Source organism: Polynucleobacter sinensis (genome assembly GCF_001595985.1).
GTDB lineage: Bacteria > Pseudomonadota > Gammaproteobacteria > Burkholderiales > Burkholderiaceae > Polynucleobacter > Polynucleobacter sinensis.
Genome location: NZ_LOJJ01000002.1, coordinates 112091 through 128235, shown reverse-complemented (window position 1 = coordinate 128235; position 16145 = coordinate 112091). Strand labels below are relative to the sequence as shown.

The following is a 16145-nucleotide window of genomic DNA, read 5'->3' as shown; positions in this document are numbered from 1 at the left end:
AAGCGCTTGGAGTGTGACGCACGGAATCTGAGAGTGTTTCGGTAAAGGCCGAAACCTAAAATTTATCAATATTGAGGAAATATCAATGGCTTCAGAGAAATCAAAGATCATTTACACGCTGACAGACGAAGCGCCGCTATTGGCGACTTGTGCATTTCTGCCAATTATTCGCACTTTTACAGCGCCTGCTGGAGTGGAAATTGTTAAGAGCGACATTTCTGTTGCGGCACGTATCTTGGCAGAGTTCTCAGATTGCTTAAGCGAAGAGCAAAAGGTTTCTGATAATTTGGCTGAGCTTGGTCGTATGACTTTGCTGCCAGACACTAACATTATTAAGTTGCCTAATATTAGTGCCTCAGTTCCTCAGTTGGTAGCCGCAATCAAAGAGTTGCAAGCTAAAGGCTACAAGATTCCTGATTTCCCAGATGATCCTAAAAATGATGCTGAGAAAGCGATTCGTACTCGTTATTCCAAGTGCTTGGGTAGCGCGGTAAATCCAGTATTGCGTGAAGGTAACTCTGACCGTCGCGCTCCAAATGCAGTGAAGCGCTATGCCCGTAAGCATCCGCATTCAATGGGTGAGTGGAGCCAGGCCTCCCGCACGCACGTATCACATATGCATGGTGGTGACTTCTACGCAGGTGAGAAGTCAATGACAATGACCAAGGCATGTGATGTGAAGATGGATTTGGTTACCAAGAGTGGCAAGACTATTGTTTTAAAGCCTAAGGTCTCTTTATTGGCTGGCGAAATTATCGACAGCATGTACATGAGCAAAAAAGCACTTTGTGAATTCTATGAAAAAGAAATCGAAGATGCTTATAAGACCGGCATGATGTTGTCATTGCACGTCAAGGCAACCATGATGAAGGTTTCTCACCCAATCGTGTTTGGTCACGCAGTGAAGATCTTCTATAAAGACGCATTTACTAAGCACGCTAAGTTGTTCGAAGAGTTGGGCGTTAATCCTAACAATGGTATGAGTAGTTTGTATGACAAGATTAAAACTCTGCCAGAGTCTAAGCGTGAAGAGATTATTCAAGATCTTCACGCTTGCCATGAACATCGTCCGGCGTTGGCGATGGTTGATTCCGCAAAAGGCATTACCAACCTTCACTCTCCAAGCGATGTGATCGTCGATGCATCCATGCCTGCGATGATTCGTGTTGGCGGAAAAATGTGGGGTGCTGATGGCCGTTTGCATGACACCAAAGCAGTGATTCCTGAAAGTACCTTCGCGCGTATTTATCAAGAGATGATTAACTTCTGTAAGACTCACGGTAACTTTGACCCAACAACTATGGGTACTGTGCCAAACGTCGGTTTGATGGCTCAGCAAGCTGAAGAGTACGGTTCACACGATAAGACTTTTGAGATTCCAGAGGCGGGTGTGGCACGTATTGTGGCTGATGACGGCACAGTATTGCTCGAGCAGAATGTAGAAGAGGGCGACATCTGGCGTATGTGTCAGGTAAAAGATGCGCCGATTCGTGACTGGGTTAAATTGGCCGTAAATCGCGCGCGTCTCTCAAACACTCCAGCGGTGTTCTGGTTGGATGAGTACCGTCCGCATGAAGCTGAGTTGATTAAGAAGGTAAAGACTTATTTGAAAGACTACGATTTGGAAGGCGTTGATATTCAAATCATGTCCCAGACTCGTGCAATGCGTTACACCTTAGAGCGTGTCATTCGCGGCAAAGATACGATTTCAGTAACTGGCAATATCTTGCGTGATTACCTTACCGACTTATTCCCAATCATGGAGCTTGGTACTAGTGCGAAGATGTTATCTATCGTGCCATTGATGGCAGGTGGTGGCCTTTTTGAAACTGGTGCCGGCGGCTCTGCTCCGAAGCATGTTCAGCAATTAGTTGAAGAAAACCATTTACGTTGGGATTCGCTTGGCGAGTTCTTGGCCTTGGCGGTTTCTCTTGAGGATATTGGCGATAAGACCGGTAATCCAAAGGTCAAGATTTTGGCCCGTACTTTGGACGAGGCAACAGGTAAATTGTTGGATAACAATAAGTCACCTTCACCACGTACTGGAGAGCTCGATAACCGTGGTAGCCAGTTCTACTTGGCGATGTACTGGGCTGAGGCTTTGGCTGCGCAAACCGAAGATAAAGAATTGCAGGCGCACTTTGCTCCGATCGCTAAGGCCTTGATTGAGAATGAGCAGAAGATCGCTGACGAACTCAAGGCAGTTCAAGGTAAGCCAGCGGACATAGGTGGTTACTATGTGGCTGACCCAGAGAAGTGCAAAGCAGTGATGCGCCCAAGTCAAACCTTGAACGCAATCTTGAAAGCAGCTAGAGCGGCTTAAGTGGCTTAAGTAGCTTCGGCTTTCATTGCTGGTAAGTAAAAAAGGCAAACCATCTGGTTTGCCTTTTTTTCGACCTATTGCGGTCATTGCCGCAATTGAACTCACGCGCTCATATAGACATCTTCTTGATAGGTGCTGACCCATTGCGGTCTATAGACTAGAAGAATAGCTAGCAGCATACCGGAGAGAGAGCCCTCCATGAAGGAGAGGATGAGTAGGCCTAAGAACCACCCTAGTGGGTCATTTGAGCCAAAAGAGTTGATATCAAAAAGGAGTTGCAGGAGATAAATCATGACACCGGTAATAAAGGTACTCATGAAGGCTGCTAAATACCCATTACCGAGAATAAGCACAAATAAATGTTTTGGTAAAAAGCGGTGAACCGCTTGGATAACTCCATAAGCCAAAATCGCAGGCGTCACGCTCACAACAATATAGTGTCGACTAGCCTCTACCAAGTCCCCACTTAAGCCAAATACGCCAACTAAGGCTACGATAAATAGCAAGGTAATTGCACTCCAAAATCCAAAAAGTGCAACAAGCAATGATGCGCCAAAAAAGTGAAATGAGAGGTCGATAAAGTTGTCGATGTTGCTATTGGGTAGGTGGGCGCGAATATTCCAAGCTACCGCCAGCAACACAATGCAAGAGAGAAATAGATTTCTAAGGCGAGGCTGCAGCAGAACCCCATGACGGCTTTGATAAACGCCCAGCAAAAAGATAGCGCAAGCCGATAAGATCCAAGCCATAGTGACCTTTTGGGGTGATGAAAACCCCATTTAACTGCTTTTGGCTGCCCGGAGGTATTGGATTTAACCCTATTAGAAATCAAGAGGTCTTGAGCAATAAATTGCTAACCGTAGGAGAATGATTGGTATCCCAGTCTCCATCCTGAATATTAGCAAAGGGTCTTGCAATGTCTTTTCATCAGAAAATAGTGCGCTCTAGCGAAATTACTCCTAAAGCGGTATTTGAAAACCGCCGTCAACTGATTCAATCGGCAGCGGCAGGTGCTTTTGGTTTGGCCCTTGCGCCTTGGTTTTCTCGGGAGGCTTTGGCAAATGGTCCCCAACGGCTCGCGGCAACGCCAAATCCAAGTTATGTCGTTGGTGATGAGCCAACAAGCTATAAGCACGTAACGAGTTATAACAACTTTTATGAGTTTGGCACTGATAAGACCGACCCATTTGTTTATGCGGGTAGTTTGCAGACGAAGCCATGGACAGTCACCATTGAAGGCTTGGTAAAAAAGCCCGTTACTTTAGATATTGATGCCTTATTAAAGTTAGCACCAATGGAAGAGCGTATTTATCGTATGCGCTGTGTAGAAGGTTGGTCTATGGTGATCCCTTGGGATGGCTATTCTTTATCAAAGCTATTGAATTATGTTCAGCCTCTGGGTTCGGCTAAATATGTGGAATTTATTTCGTTAGCTGATCGCAAGCAAATGCCAGGATTAAAGAGTCAAATTATCGAGTGGCCCTATCGGGAAGGACTTCGTTTGGACGAGGCCATGAATCCCCTGACCTTATTGACATTTGGACTTTACGGAGAAGTTCTGCCAAAGCAAAATGGCGCTCCCGTACGGATTGTGGTGCCCTGGAAGTATGGATTTAAGAGTGCAAAATCAATTGTCAAAATTCGTTTGACTGAAGAGATGCCAAAGACGAGCTGGAGTCAGTTTGATTCTCGAGAGTATGGTTTTTATTCCAACGTTAATCCGGCAGTAGATCATCCTCGCTGGAGTCAGGCCACTGAACGTCGAATTGGCGATCCTAAGGGTGTGTTTGCGCCAAAGATTAGAACCCAAATGTTCAATGGCTATGCCGATCAAGTGGCTAGTATGTATGCCGGTATGGATCTCAAAAAATACTATTGAGTCGGCTTGATGTGTCCTAAATGATGAAGCCCCTGATTTTCATATTAGCGTTGCTACCGCTTGATCGCCTCATATGGCTGGGCTTTACGGATGGACTGGGCGCCAATCCGATTGAATTTATTACGCGTTCGACGGGAACTTGGGCCTTAGTCTTTTTATGTCTTACTTTGGCGATGACGCCATTGCGACTGCTGACCAATTCAGTTACTTGGATTCGTTATCGACGAATGTTGGGTCTCTTTTGTTTTTTCTATGCCAGTATTCATTTTGGAATTTGGCTGTGGTTAGATCACAGTTTTGATCTGGTGGCGATGTGGCAGGATGTTTTGAAGCGGCCCTTTATTACGATGGGCTTTATTGCCTTGATGATGCTTATTCCGCTTGCTCTAAGCTCAAACCATTGGGCACAAAGAATGCTGGGACGACGTTGGTCACTCTTGCATCGCCTGGTATACATCATTGCATGCATTGCTATTTTGCATTACTGGTGGCATAAATCCGCTAAAAACGATATCGAGACCGTGAGTATTTACGCGATGGTGATCCTAGCTCTCTTGTGCTGTAGGATTCCATATATTCGTCAGCGCTTAAATCTTAAATTCTTTCAATAATTCCAATTTATATATGAAGCTACTTTCAGTATTGGCACCAATACTTTTCATGCTGGCATCAGGAGCCAGCCCTTTGGCAATTGCGCAGGTCAGCGAGCCTCCTCCTGTGAAGACGATTGCCACCTTAGATGTTCCTCGATATTTAGGGACCTGGTATGAGATCGCAAAATTTCCGAATTGGTTTCAGAAGAAATGCGTGAGTAATACCAAAGCGGTTTATTCCTTGAGGGCGGATGGCAATCTTAAAGTGCTCAATAGTTGCAAAACGGCCAATGGCGATGTGTCTGAGGCGGAGGGCGAAGCCCGTCAGATTGGCCCTAAGGACTCGCCTAAATTGGAAGTGCGATTTGCTCCAGCATGGCTATCACTGTTCCCTTTTGTATGGGGTGATTATTGGGTGATTGACTTAGATCCGCAATATCAGGTAGCCGTAGTCAGTGATCCAAGACGAGAGTATCTTTGGATACTCTCGAGGACTCCGCAACTTGACCCCAAGGTTTATGACGACATATTGCAGCGCTTAAAGCAGCAACAATTTGACGTGCGTAAGCTAGAAATCACCGTACAAAAAAATTAGCATGAATGAAAGACGCATCGGCAATTTTCTATTGCCTCCCGGAATTGAAATATTTGAGAGGGGTTGGCTGTCAGCTAACAACATCTTTCTATTTGGCGAGCAGGATGTCTCTTTGGTGGATAGTGGCTATTGCGCACACCAGCAGCTGACTTTGGACTTAGTAATCAATGCACTTAAGCGGCATCAACTTCCTCAATTGGATAAGGTAATTAACACCCATCTGCATTCAGACCATTGCGGCGGTAATGCCATGCTGTTGAAGAAATTCGGGTGTGATATTTTGATTCCAGTTGCTGAAGATTTGGCGGTTGGGTCTTGGGATGAGGGTAAATTAAGTTATCGAAATCTGGGGCAAGATTGTCCTAGGTTCTCTCATCAGGGCTTACTGGTGCCTGGTGAAGAAGTTCTACTGGGTCAATACCGTTGGCAGATCTTGGCTGCGCCAGGGCATGACCATCATTCGATCATGCTGTATCAGGCCGAACACCAGATTTTGATTTCAGCCGATGCGCTTTGGGAGGATGGCTTTGGAGTGATTTTTCCAGAGCTCTGGGGAGACGGTGGTTTTGAAGAGGTTGCGCAGACTCTGGATTTAATTGAGCAGTTGCCGGTGGGATTGGTTATACCCGGCCATGGTAAACCGTTTACCAATGTGGCTGTAGCAATCGCTACCGCAAGATCTAGGTTGGATTACCTATCGAGTAACGCAGACCGTAACGCACGTCATGGCGCTAAGGTCTTGCTAAAATACAAGCTGTTAGAGTGGCGTAGCATGGAAATAAATCGCGTCCGTCAATGGATTGCAGAGACACCAGTGCTTGAAAATATTCGCAAGCAGCTCAATCTGAGTGTTCCCGATTTTCAAGAGTGGCTACCACAAGCTTTAGTGAAATCGAAAGCAGCAATGATTGAGCAAGATCGCTTAGTTAATCTCGACTGATTTCACATCAAAGTAAATCAACCTAAAACATATACTTAAAGAGTACAAAAAATCATGGAACATACTGTATTAGTCACTGGTGCAACTTCTGGATTTGGTGAGGCGACAGCGAGACGTTTTCTGGCGCATGGTCATCGCGTGATTGCTTTGGGCCGAAGAGTCGAGCGCTTGGAATCTCTTAAGGCTTCTCTTGCGCAGGAACAGCAAAAGAAGTTGCTGACCTTATCTGTGGATGTGTGTGATGCTAATAAGGTAGATCATTTGGCGGATGCCTTGCCCGCAGAATTTGCAGCAGTGACTGTGCTAGTGAATAACGCTGGCTTAGCCTTAGGCCTTGAGCCCGCACATCAAGCATTGCTATCAGATTGGGATCGCATGATTGATACCAACATTAAGGGCTTGGTGCATATGACCCGAGCATTCTTGCCAGGCATGGTTGAACGTAAGTGTGGTCATATCATTAACTTGGGCTCGGTCGCTGCGAATTACCCTTATCCGGGTGGGAACGTTTATGGCGGCACTAAAGCTTTTGTTCAGCAATTTAGCCTGAATTTACGTGCAGACCTTATTGGCACCCCAGTGAGAGTGACTTGTGTAGAGCCCGGCTTATGTGGCGGCACAGAGTTTTCAAATGTCCGCTTTAAGGGTGATGATGATAAGGCTGGTAAGGTATATAGCGGTGTGAAGGCCTTGACCGCAGATGATGTGGCTGAAGCGATTTACTGGTCTGCCACTTTGCCAAGCCATGTGAATATTAATTCATTAGAACTAATGCCAGTTCAGCAGGCCTTCAATGGATTTAATATTCATCGCGGTGCGCTATAACGCTCTCAAGAGCGCTTAACCCTTCCAGCGATAAAACTTGGGATATTGGCGAAGTACTACAGGACCGTCAAAATCCCAAGATTTGCAGGTACCCAAATATAGTGGTGGCTTATTGTCGTCGGGATCAAATAGCGCCCCGGGAATGGATTGAAACGCTGCAGTAGCGATATTCGCGAGAAGTTCGCGTAGATGTGTACAACCCTTAATCCCACCCAAATGTTCATTGATAGTTTTACGCCAGCCCTTACCAAGACGAGCTCCAATTAAGGCATCCATTGGCGGAATGACTTCGGGGCATTCCGGGTGGGGATGGCTATCCATGGCTACCTCAATCGCCTGTATGACTAGTTCGCGATTGAGGGTGAGGCGAACCCACATGTCATGAAACGCTTCTCCTGGCTCCCAGGTTTTGTTGCCTGTGATGAATGGCTGAAATTTACAATCGCTGAGGTGCGCCTCAATATCCCACAATCCATCCTCGCGCTCATAGCCTTGAAAAATAATTTCACGTGTATGTAATGGGGTTCTGGGTGTTGGAGTTGATAGCATGGGATGGGTAGTTCTGGGTTTGTCCTGAACCCTCATGATAATGGCTTCATTTGATAGTCGCAAAATCCAGCCGCTTTGTAGTATTCTCGGCATCAGTTATGGCCAAACCACTTTCCCTCGAAAAAATTTTATTTAGCCAAGGATTTGGAACCAGGCGCTATTGCAGTGACTTGGTCTATGCAGATCTAGTTAAGGTCAATGGTGTTTTGGCGGAGGATCCCGATGAGCGCATTTCTACAGAAAATCTCGTACTAAATGTAGAGGGCAAAGATTGGGAGTTCCATGAAAAAGCCTATATCGCTTTTAATAAGCCCCCGAATTACGAGTGCTCACACAAAACGACGCATCACCCTAGTGTCTACAGCTTATTGCCAAAACCGTTTGTGGAGCGCGGTCTCCAGTGTGTGGGACGTTTAGATTTTGACACTACTGGATTGATTTTAATTTCGGATGATGGTCAATTTATTCATAAGATGACCACGCCCAAAAAGAATATCGGTAAGGTTTACGAGATTACTACTCCTGAGCCGATTACACAAAAACAAATTGACCATTTACTCAATGGGGTAGTGTTGGATGATGATCCCAGGCCGTGCTTAGCTACGGCATGTCGGCGTTTGGATGAGAATGTCATTGCAATGACTATTGTTGAGGGGCGCTACCATCAAGTGAAGCGCATGATGGCTGCAGTCGGAAATCATGTTGCCAAATTACATCGTACTGAAATTGGTCGCTATGTTATGCCTAACGATTTAGCTGAAGGTCAATGGCGTTGGCTCTATCCAGATGATCTGAAGATGCTTTCTCAAAGTGTAGATGCGCCCATTGTCTAAATCAAACCCTCCCAATTCGCTAAATGACTTCATTGCAGATTTGCCTGATTGGCAAGTGAGCGCGGATTCAAAAGTCTTGTCCCGTGAATTTATATTCCCCGATTTCAAGAGTGCGTTTCAATTTATGTCGCTATGTGCAAATCTGGCGGAAGAGCTCAATCATCATCCGGACTGGTCAAACTCCTGGAATAGGGTGGCCGTATCTTTGACTACCCATTCGGCAAATGCGCTTACGCAGCTAGATCTCACTATGGCTAAGACCATGGATCAATTTTCTAAAGATGTTTTAGCGGGCTAGGAATTAAAAAACGCGCCTTAGCGCGCTTTAGTGTGACTTAGTGTGCCTCGTCTTCATCCTCATCTTCAGAGGTGATGCTCATCAGGATGGTGGCTAAGAGTCCATAGACAACTTCGGTAGCAATCATGCCATCTTCGTCGAGTTCGTCAATTAAGTCATTGAGGCGATCTTCTGTCGGCTCGTTGAGGAGCTCCATGGCGCATTCGCACCCATAGTCAAAATCTTCATCGTTTTGGGTTTGGTTATCGTTGCTCATGTTTATCCTTTAGTTGATGCTGCAGAATAGCAAATAAAACAACCGTCGCCCAGTAGTATTACTTCACTAACGAAAGAACTTCTTTAAAGAGTGGATTTTGGGCGGACTCTAACCACTCAAACGCCACCATTTCAGTTGTGATTAGTCTAGCTCCCGCTGTCTTTAGACGATCAAGAGCAATTTCCTTATCTAAGGCTCGTCGTGAACCAACGCCATCGACAACCACCGAGACGTCATATTTCAGCTCAATGAGTTTGAGGGCGGTTTGCATTAGGCAGACATGCGTCTCACAGCCAGCCAGAATTAATTGTGGGCGCTGTAGAGGCAATACTTCAATTAAACCATCAGCGCAGGCATTGAAATGTTCTTTGGTGATGGTGTTCTTGCAAAAAGATTGAATACTCTCCAGATTTCTTCCAAGACTCTTGGGACTTTGCTCTGTGCCAATAATGGGGATATTGAGTAATGTGGCAATCTTTGCTAGACGAATGCACTGATTTAAAACAGCGTCTGCTTGATCAATCGCCGGCATCAGTCGTGCTTGTAAATCAATCAGCACTAGCGTTGAGGTTGTAGCGTGAATGTGAAATGGCTTTTGCATGTTCTGCTTACTTATAGGGCGAGACTGACTATTCTAAAATCAGCTTCATCGGTGAGATTGCTAATCTGAAACCCAAGCTCACTGACTAGCTTGAGCATTTTTGAGTTTGCGCTTAATACATAACCCATCATCGTCTTTAGCCCATTGCGTTTCGCATGAGCAATCAGATCAATCATGAGATGGGTACCAATGCCATGTGAGGCATATTGATCGCTGACACTGATGGAGAATTCACATTCTTGGAGATTGGGAGGGGTGACATAGCGCGCTATCCCGATGACTTCTTCCGTGCCAGATGCGTTTTGGGTCACTGCGAGTAAAGCCAATTCAGTCTTGTAATCCAAGTGCAAGATATCTTCGAGAAACTCATCCGGTAACTTAGAGATTGCATGAGCGAAACGAAGGTAGCGACTTTCAGGTGAGAGTTGATCAAATAGTTTAAGGATGCGATCCCTGTCATCTGCCTGAATCGGGCGAATGGTGTAGTGCGATCCGTTGCCTAGGGGGTAGACTTGAGGCGCTTGGTCTGTGGATCGATTCATGAGGGCTCACGGGCTGTCGATGGTTCTCTCAGAATAGCGCTTTTATTCTATTCAACAAAGGGTTTTGCTTTCAATGTAGCTCCATTCATGCCGACCGGCTGGTATTAACTGCAGATTTCATTATTCTAGGTATATTGATGGATGTGATGACAATAAAACAAAAAATAGTACTGATTGCTCTCTGGATGTGCATGGGGATGTTGGCATTGCCAGCGCAAGGACAAACTTTCTCCCCTTATACCCCTGAGCAGATTCAGGAATTTAATCAACAGCCACTTGCGCCGGCAGAGACGCCTATGGGCCCCATCGACCCCAGTCTCATTCCCTCTGAACGCAAGCCAGAATCTAATTTAAACGCGCGTTATCTCAGTAGTCCGGAAGGTGAGGCACAGGCTGAGGCGCAAGAAACGCAATCTGCTGCACCATTTATGCCTCTGCCCAGTACGATCGCATTCTAAATAAGTGCAGTTCAGTCCTGCTACTATTGAGTGATTCCATTTTGAAAAAAGAGATCCTGTGAAATTATTGAACCGCCTCCTTACCGTTACCTTTTTGTCGCTATCGACAATAGGTGTTGCATTTTCTCAGGGCGCATTGCCACCCAATGCAGCTGCTTCAGTCAATGGCATGATCATTTCCAATGATGCAGTAGAGCAGGGGATTCAGGCGGCATTGGCCCAGGGGCAAAAGGATTCGCCAGAGTTGCGTAAGGCGATTGTTGGTAAGTTAATCGATATCTCTTTATTAGCTCAACAAGCTGAACGCGATGGTTTAGCTAATTCAGATAAGGCGAATCGCCAGTTGGCATTCATTCGTCAAAGTTACTTAGCGGATTTGGAGCTCTCCACCTACGTTGCGAATAATCCTGTCACCGATGCAGATGTGCAGGCCGAGTACGATCGAGAGATTGCTTCTTTAGGTCCACAGGGTATGGTGGTGGAGTACAAGGTGAGTGATATCGCCGTTGCGACCGAAGCTGATGCTCAGGCTGCTTTAGCAAGAATTAAAAAAGGCGAGTCCTTTGATAAGGTTGCAAAAAGTGTTTCGTTGGCTCCAAATAAGGTTCAGGGCGGAGCGGTTGGATGGGTGCAAGCCGGCCAAACCTTGCCTCAGATTGCGGCTGTTTTGACAACCCTCCCTAAGGGTCAGGTTTCACCGGCGCCTATTCAGATGCCTCAGGGTTGGTATTTAATTAAGCTTGAGGATAAAAGAACGACTAAGCCACCTGCTTTTGAGCAGGCAAAGACCCCTATCCGCAATGCCTTATTGCAAAGAAAGCAATTCGAGTTTTTGTCCCAATTGCGTAAGAATGCCAATATCGCTGTCCAATAAATCTATTGGAAGCAAGTCTCAAAGGCGTCCCTGTGGCGCCTTTTTTAATGGTCTCTAGTGGTATTTCTCTATCTGAATGTATCGCAATCGAGAGTAGATTAGATTTCATATCAACTGATTCATTGGTTGTGTAACCAAGGGGGTGGCAATGAGTAAGAATCCATTTGATTTAAATGTCATGGCAAAGCAAGCTAAAAACATGGAAACGGCAAAAGCCGTTGGGCAAGTGGCACTTACTAGCGCCCAGGCTATCGCTCAACTCAATCAACAAGCAGCTCAGGAGCTGGGTAAGCGTTTGCAAAGTAAGGTTGCCGATCTCATGAAAACACAGGACCCTAAGTCAGCATTTGATTATGTCCATGCTGAAGTTCTCCAAGATGCTGCTAAAGAGGTAGCGCAGTACCAGGCAAAATTGTTTGAGGCCTTAGCAAGCGGCAATAAAGAGCTCGCTAAGATTGCCGAGTCCATGATCAAAGAGTCGCAGCATGACTTGATTCACTTTGTGAATGAGGCAACACAGAATGCACCAGCTGGTACTGAGCCATATACCTCAGTCTTTAAAACATCTTTTAGTAGCGCTTTACAGAATTTTGAATTAATTCGTGCGGCCATGGCAGATTCATTTGTGAATTTTCAAGAGAGTGTCGAGAACATGAAAAATCTCTCTGCCATGCAAAACAAAAGTGATTCAACGTCATCAAAGAAGCGTAAATAAATTGCGTAATTGAAAAACCTGCCCCATCAAATTGATGGGCGCGAGCTTATAGTACTTGTTTGGCAAGTATGGTGTAGAGCGGTATGCCCAAAATAATGTTAAATGGAAATGTGATGCCCAAAGACATGCCCATGTAGAGTGCGGGATTTACCTCTGGTAAAGCGTGCCGCAAAACTGCTGGGACGGCGATATAGGAAGCGCTTGAAGCAAGCACCATGAGTAAGATGCTATTGCCCAGCGGCAGCCCAATGAGTTTGCATAGAGCCAGCGCAATGAGGGCATGTGATAGTGGCGAGCAAATCGCATAAACGAGAGTAATCGAGGGTTTGCCTTTGAGTCCTTTGATGTTTCTAGCTGCCATTAAACCCATATCGAGCAAGAAAAATGCAAGCATGCCTTTGAAAAGGTCAATCGAGAATGGCGCCATTAATTTTTGGCCTGCCTCTCCGCTGACTAATCCAACCACCATTGAGCCAAGCAGTAATAGTTGAGCGCCATCGGTAAATGATTCGTGCAATATTTTGGAAATTCCCGTTGGTTTAATCTCAGATTGAGTTTGATTTGCGTGTATCGATCTCGCTTTATTTGCCATCACTATCGCCAAGATAATGGCCGGAGATTCCATGAGCGCCATGGCGGCCGCCATATGACCGCCATAAGCAATATTCAATTGACCTAAGTACTGAGTGGCAGTGATAAAGGTCACTGCACTGACTGAACCGTAGGTTGCGGCAATAGCTGCAGCATCGAATGCGTTGAGTTTGGTCCTCAGAATCCGATAACCAATAAGTGGGATGAGGACGGCTAAGAAGATTGCTAACCCTAGAGAGAATGCAATCTCTGTAGTGAATCCTGATTTATGTAAGGCAAATCCACCCTTGAGGCCAAGAGCCATTAAGAGATAAAGCGAGAGAAATCGTGAGATTGGTTGAGGGATTTCTAGATTCGATTTAACGGCACCGGCAAATACACCGAATATAAAAAAGAGAATTGCGGGATCTAGAAAGTTTGTCATGATGAGTTCAGTAGTTGCTCTGTAACGCCCTGGTGGACTAGCGTTTAATGATGGCCTCTATTAATGGGTGTTGAATTTTCTTTTCAGATCGAATCGCATAAAAGTATTCGTAAATATCCTCACTCTTTCCAATCATTTCAATTTGGTATGTGTCCTTCAAGTCTTTTTCAATAATATCTCCGGCAGGAAAGACGCCAAGGCCGCTTGCTGCGAAAGTTTTCAGCAGGGCGCTATCTTCAAATTCTCCGGCAATATTAGGGTGGATGCCGTTTTGTGCAAACCATTGATCAATAAGATGGCGCACTTTTGAATGCGAGGTGGGTAAAAGAATTGGTAATTCATTGAGGCATTGAGGAAATGGTTTCTTGGATCTTTTAAGTACCTTCTTGGGGCCAAACCAGGCAATCGATGATTTGATGAGTTCCTCGCTGTAGACATGAAGATTTTTATTGCTGGGTGCCGGCCTGTCCGCTAAAACAATATCTAATCTATGTAGGGCTAGGTCAGCTAGAAGATCTTCGAACTCACCTTCATGGGCAATTAATTGAACATCATTTTTCTCGAGAATGGGCTCAAGGAGTTGTCTGGTGACTAACTTGGGTAGGCCATCGGATACCCCAATCGTAATTTTTGTCTTTGGAGAACTGGCAGCTTCTCTAACCGCTTCTGGTAATTTTTCTCCCAGGAGGAAGATTTGATCGGCAATTTCCAGTGCGGCAAAGCCTGGTTCTGTCAGAGCAATTCCACGTCCGGCAGGCTTAAAAAGGAGATATCCCAGCGATTTTTCAAGCTCGTGAACCTGAGCGCTAATGGTCTGAATGGCGATATTGAGGCGCTCAGCGGCCTTTGACATGCTGCCTTCTTTGGCAACAACCCAGAAGTAGTAGAGGTGGCGATAGTTATAGAGCATTTTAATTGTCAGGTTTTTACGAAATTAGTATCAATATATCTCTGCTTTTTGTTTCATGCAGAACCGCCTACATTAACCCCATAGAAATCCATGGAATTCATGGGGTGTTTATTTAATGAGGAGATGAAATTGGAACTATTTAGCCCGGAATTTTTTTCGGCATTACTAGCGATTATTGTGATTGACTTGGTTTTGGCAGGGGATAACGCGATCGTGATTGCGATGGCCGCTAGAAACCTCCCGGCGTATTTGCAAAAGAAAGCCATTGTTTGGGGCGCTGTCGGCGCTATCGCAGTCAGAAGTGCGATGACTTTGCTGGTTGTCTACCTGCTCAAGATCCCTGGCTTGATGTTGATCGGTGGTTTGCTACTGGTTTGGATCGCTTACCGTTTGCTAAACCCTGCGCAAGACGGTGAAGAGCATGGTCAGGCCTCTACTACCTTTTGGGGTGCTATGAAAACCATTGTGATTGCTGATGCGGTGATGGGTCTGGATAACGTCCTTGCAGTCGCTGGCGCATCACATGGAAGTTATGTATTGGTTGTTCTGGGTCTGTTAATTAGCATCCCAGTTGTCATTTGGGGATCTACGCAAATACTCAAGCTCGTTGAGCGCTTCCCTTCAGTGACTTACTTGGGTGCTGGCGTATTGGCATGGACAGCAGCAAAAATGATGACTTCAGAGCCTATTTCCCAGGAATGGCTTGCATCTCAAAGTCCTGCTTTGGAGTACATCATTCAGGTGGCAGTTGTATTGGGTGTTTTGTCTGGCGGTTTTGTTAAAAGTAGGCGCGCGCTTGAGGGGGTCATTGCTCCTGCGGTTGTCACTCCTGAGCTCGCAAGTGTAGTTTCACCACAGCAGTCTCACAATCTTGGAGAGAACAAAATGAATAAAATTCTGATTCCCGTTGATGATTCAAAAAATTCAGATATGGCAGTAAAGCATGCCGTCAGAACTTACGGTCAAGATCCAAATGCTCATTTCTATTTATGCAATGTGCAGCCTACTCTGTATACGCACATTAGTAAGTTCTTAACTAAGCAAACTATTCACGAGTGGCAAGCTGATAGGGCTAAACTGGCTGCAGCCTCCGCATCCGCTCTCTTGGAAAAGCAAGGACTCAATTTTTCGTTTAGCTATGTCACTGGGGATAAAGGGGAGGCAATTTACGATGAGGCTATCCGTCTTGGATGCAACCGCATTGTCATTGGCACCTCAAAGAAAAATTCTTTAAGTAGATTATTTGAAAACTCTACAACGGCCAAGTTACTGGAGATAAGTGATATTCCAGTTGAGGTGGTTACTGGAAACTCCTTGCCTGTTCTCGAGCGTTGGGGTATCCCAGCTCTTGGTGCCGGCGCCGCTACAGCCTTAATGGCTGTGGTAATCGATTAATTTTCATCCTGCTGTTCTCTTTATGCCCTCCTTACGAGGGCATTTTTTTTGTTCACAAAATATTCAGTTAAATACTGAATTAAAATCAAATAAATTCTGCTTTATTAAGAATAAATTACACACTATTCTGAAGCTGTCTTCACTATAGGAGGGGTTTATATGAATGTGATTTTAGAAACGAAGGAAGTGGTAGAGCCAGAATTAAAAACATTCACTGAGAATCGGGTGAAGTTTTCCTTAAAGCGTCTTTTTTGGATGGTGCGAAAAATTAAGGTGCGATATTCCTTGATTCCTCAATCCAAAACTGCTTGTAATCAAAATTGCCAGATTAGTTTGGAGACATTTGATCATCAACAAATTGAAGTCAGTATTACAGCGCGAGATAAGCATACTGCCCTGAATATGGGTTTGAAGAAAATCTATAAGCATGTGCAAAAGGCGTTTCACAAGAGTCAAAAATACGGGCGCATGTCTAAGCATGTATATGTTTAGACAGATCGCCTATATTTAAGCGTCCCTCTGTAAATATGATCTAATGAAGCGT

20 protein-coding genes and 1 pseudogene are annotated in these 16145 nt (G+C 45.3%); 14 read left to right on the top strand and 7 right to left on the bottom strand.

Translation table 11 applies throughout. The features are described 5' to 3' along the window. Positions 1-85 precede the first annotated feature (85 nt). On the top strand, positions 86-2323 hold the full coding sequence (locus tag AOB49_RS02710; protein WP_062307632.1) for an NADP-dependent isocitrate dehydrogenase: 2238 nt from the start codon (positions 86-88) through the stop codon (positions 2321-2323). A gap of 101 nt (positions 2324-2424) precedes the next feature. Here the strand turns inward: AOB49_RS02710 and AOB49_RS02705 are convergent, their stop codons facing one another. Next, positions 2425-3102 carry an energy-coupling factor ABC transporter permease gene (locus tag AOB49_RS02705; protein WP_062307629.1) on the bottom strand — a complete coding sequence of 226 codons (678 nt, stop codon included), beginning with the start codon at positions 3100-3102 and terminating at the stop codon, positions 2425-2427. A 137-nt stretch (positions 3103-3239) separates the two neighbouring features. Here AOB49_RS02705 and msrP point away from each other — a divergent pair, with 137 nt between their 5' ends. Genes msrP through AOB49_RS02680 form a run of 5 tightly spaced genes read left to right on the top strand, consistent with a single transcriptional unit; the run spans position 3240 to position 7155 of the window. Further along, complete coding sequence (gene msrP / locus AOB49_RS02700) at positions 3240-4202, top strand: protein-methionine-sulfoxide reductase catalytic subunit MsrP (protein ID WP_062307625.1); 963 nt, start codon at positions 3240-3242, stop codon at positions 4200-4202. 20 nt (positions 4203-4222) lie between these two features. Then, positions 4223-4813 (top strand): protein-methionine-sulfoxide reductase heme-binding subunit MsrQ, encoded by a 591-nt coding sequence (locus AOB49_RS02695; RefSeq protein WP_216634613.1) that lies wholly within the window; start codon positions 4223-4225, stop codon positions 4811-4813. A 13-nt stretch (positions 4814-4826) separates the two neighbouring features. Next, the gene (locus AOB49_RS02690; protein ID WP_062307623.1) at positions 4827-5390 is read left to right on the top strand and encodes a lipocalin family protein; all 564 of its coding nucleotides are present in this window, start codon (positions 4827-4829) and stop codon (positions 5388-5390) included. Between the two features lies 1 nt (position 5391). Next, entirely contained in the window at positions 5392-6330 is a 939-nt protein-coding gene (locus AOB49_RS02685) for an MBL fold metallo-hydrolase (RefSeq protein ID WP_062307621.1), read from the top strand. 54 nt (positions 6331-6384) lie between these two features. Further along, positions 6385-7155 carry an SDR family NAD(P)-dependent oxidoreductase gene (locus AOB49_RS02680; RefSeq protein WP_062307619.1) on the top strand — a complete coding sequence of 257 codons (771 nt, stop codon included), beginning with the start codon at positions 6385-6387 and terminating at the stop codon, positions 7153-7155. Positions 7156-7170: 15 nt separating this feature from the next. Here the strand turns inward: AOB49_RS02680 and AOB49_RS02675 are convergent, their stop codons facing one another. Next, on the bottom strand, positions 7171-7797 hold the full coding sequence (locus AOB49_RS02675; protein WP_245640593.1) for a DUF2889 domain-containing protein: 627 nt from the start codon (positions 7795-7797) through the stop codon (positions 7171-7173). Positions 7798-7802: 5 nt separating this feature from the next. On the opposite strand from AOB49_RS02675, the gene AOB49_RS02670 reads away from it, so the two are divergent. Both AOB49_RS02670 and AOB49_RS02665 read left to right on the top strand, forming a co-directional pair. Further along, the gene (locus AOB49_RS02670; protein WP_062307608.1) at positions 7803-8537 is read left to right on the top strand and encodes a pseudouridine synthase; all 735 of its coding nucleotides are present in this window, start codon (positions 7803-7805) and stop codon (positions 8535-8537) included. Beyond that, positions 8521-8835 (top strand): 4a-hydroxytetrahydrobiopterin dehydratase, encoded by a 315-nt coding sequence (locus AOB49_RS02665; RefSeq protein ID WP_082784030.1) that lies wholly within the window; start codon positions 8521-8523, stop codon positions 8833-8835. The genes AOB49_RS02670 and AOB49_RS02665 overlap by 17 nt, the downstream gene beginning before the upstream one ends. Before the next feature lie 37 nt (positions 8836-8872). Here AOB49_RS02665 and AOB49_RS02660 read toward each other — a convergent pair whose 3' ends face one another. From AOB49_RS02660 to AOB49_RS02650, 3 genes are read right to left on the bottom strand one after another with little or no spacing between them, the layout of a single operon-like run. Further along, positions 8873-9091 carry a hypothetical protein gene (locus AOB49_RS02660; protein ID WP_062307605.1) on the bottom strand — a complete coding sequence of 73 codons (219 nt, stop codon included), beginning with the start codon at positions 9089-9091 and terminating at the stop codon, positions 8873-8875. A gap of 58 nt (positions 9092-9149) precedes the next feature. Beyond that, positions 9150-9692, bottom strand: coding sequence for an isochorismatase family protein (locus tag AOB49_RS02655; protein ID WP_062307602.1), 543 nt, complete (start codon positions 9690-9692; stop codon positions 9150-9152). A gap of 11 nt (positions 9693-9703) precedes the next feature. Continuing rightward, positions 9704-10234 carry a GNAT family N-acetyltransferase gene (locus tag AOB49_RS02650; RefSeq protein WP_062307600.1) on the bottom strand — a complete coding sequence of 177 codons (531 nt, stop codon included), beginning with the start codon at positions 10232-10234 and terminating at the stop codon, positions 9704-9706. A gap of 146 nt (positions 10235-10380) precedes the next feature. On the opposite strand from AOB49_RS02650, the gene AOB49_RS02645 reads away from it, so the two are divergent. The 3 genes from AOB49_RS02645 to AOB49_RS02635 all read left to right on the top strand — a co-directional run bounded on the left by AOB49_RS02645 (position 10381) and on the right by AOB49_RS02635 (position 12281). After that, a complete protein-coding gene (locus tag AOB49_RS02645; RefSeq protein ID WP_245640592.1) occupies positions 10381-10692 on the top strand; it encodes a hypothetical protein in 312 nt (103 codons plus the stop codon). A gap of 58 nt (positions 10693-10750) precedes the next feature. Continuing rightward, positions 10751-11566, top strand: a complete 816-nt coding sequence (locus AOB49_RS02640; RefSeq protein ID WP_062307596.1) for a peptidylprolyl isomerase — start codon at positions 10751-10753, stop codon at positions 11564-11566. A 148-nt stretch (positions 11567-11714) separates the two neighbouring features. Further along, complete coding sequence (locus tag AOB49_RS02635) at positions 11715-12281, top strand: phasin family protein (protein ID WP_062307593.1); 567 nt, start codon at positions 11715-11717, stop codon at positions 12279-12281. 46 nt (positions 12282-12327) lie between these two features. On the opposite strand, the gene AOB49_RS02630 is transcribed toward AOB49_RS02635, so the two are convergent. Both AOB49_RS02630 and AOB49_RS02625 read right to left on the bottom strand, forming a co-directional pair. Beyond that, positions 12328-13296 carry a sodium-dependent bicarbonate transport family permease gene (locus AOB49_RS02630; RefSeq protein ID WP_062307590.1) on the bottom strand — a complete coding sequence of 323 codons (969 nt, stop codon included), beginning with the start codon at positions 13294-13296 and terminating at the stop codon, positions 12328-12330. A gap of 37 nt (positions 13297-13333) precedes the next feature. Then, positions 13334-14206 carry a LysR family transcriptional regulator gene (locus AOB49_RS02625; protein ID WP_062307588.1) on the bottom strand — a complete coding sequence of 291 codons (873 nt, stop codon included), beginning with the start codon at positions 14204-14206 and terminating at the stop codon, positions 13334-13336. Between the two features lie 123 nt (positions 14207-14329). On the opposite strand from AOB49_RS02625, the pseudogene AOB49_RS12250 reads away from it, so the two are divergent. The 3 genes and pseudogenes from AOB49_RS12250 to AOB49_RS02615 all read left to right on the top strand — a co-directional run. Further along, positions 14330-14998 (top strand): annotated as a pseudogene (locus tag AOB49_RS12250) (TerC family protein); the annotation flags it as partial. Between the two features lie 93 nt (positions 14999-15091). Next, positions 15092-15601: a universal stress protein gene (locus tag AOB49_RS12245; protein ID WP_281177802.1), complete on the top strand. Its 510-nt coding sequence runs from the start codon at positions 15092-15094 to the stop codon at positions 15599-15601. Positions 15602-15760: 159 nt separating this feature from the next. Beyond that, positions 15761-16093 carry a hypothetical protein gene (locus tag AOB49_RS02615; RefSeq protein ID WP_062307585.1) on the top strand — a complete coding sequence of 111 codons (333 nt, stop codon included), beginning with the start codon at positions 15761-15763 and terminating at the stop codon, positions 16091-16093. Positions 16094-16145 lie beyond the last annotated feature (52 nt).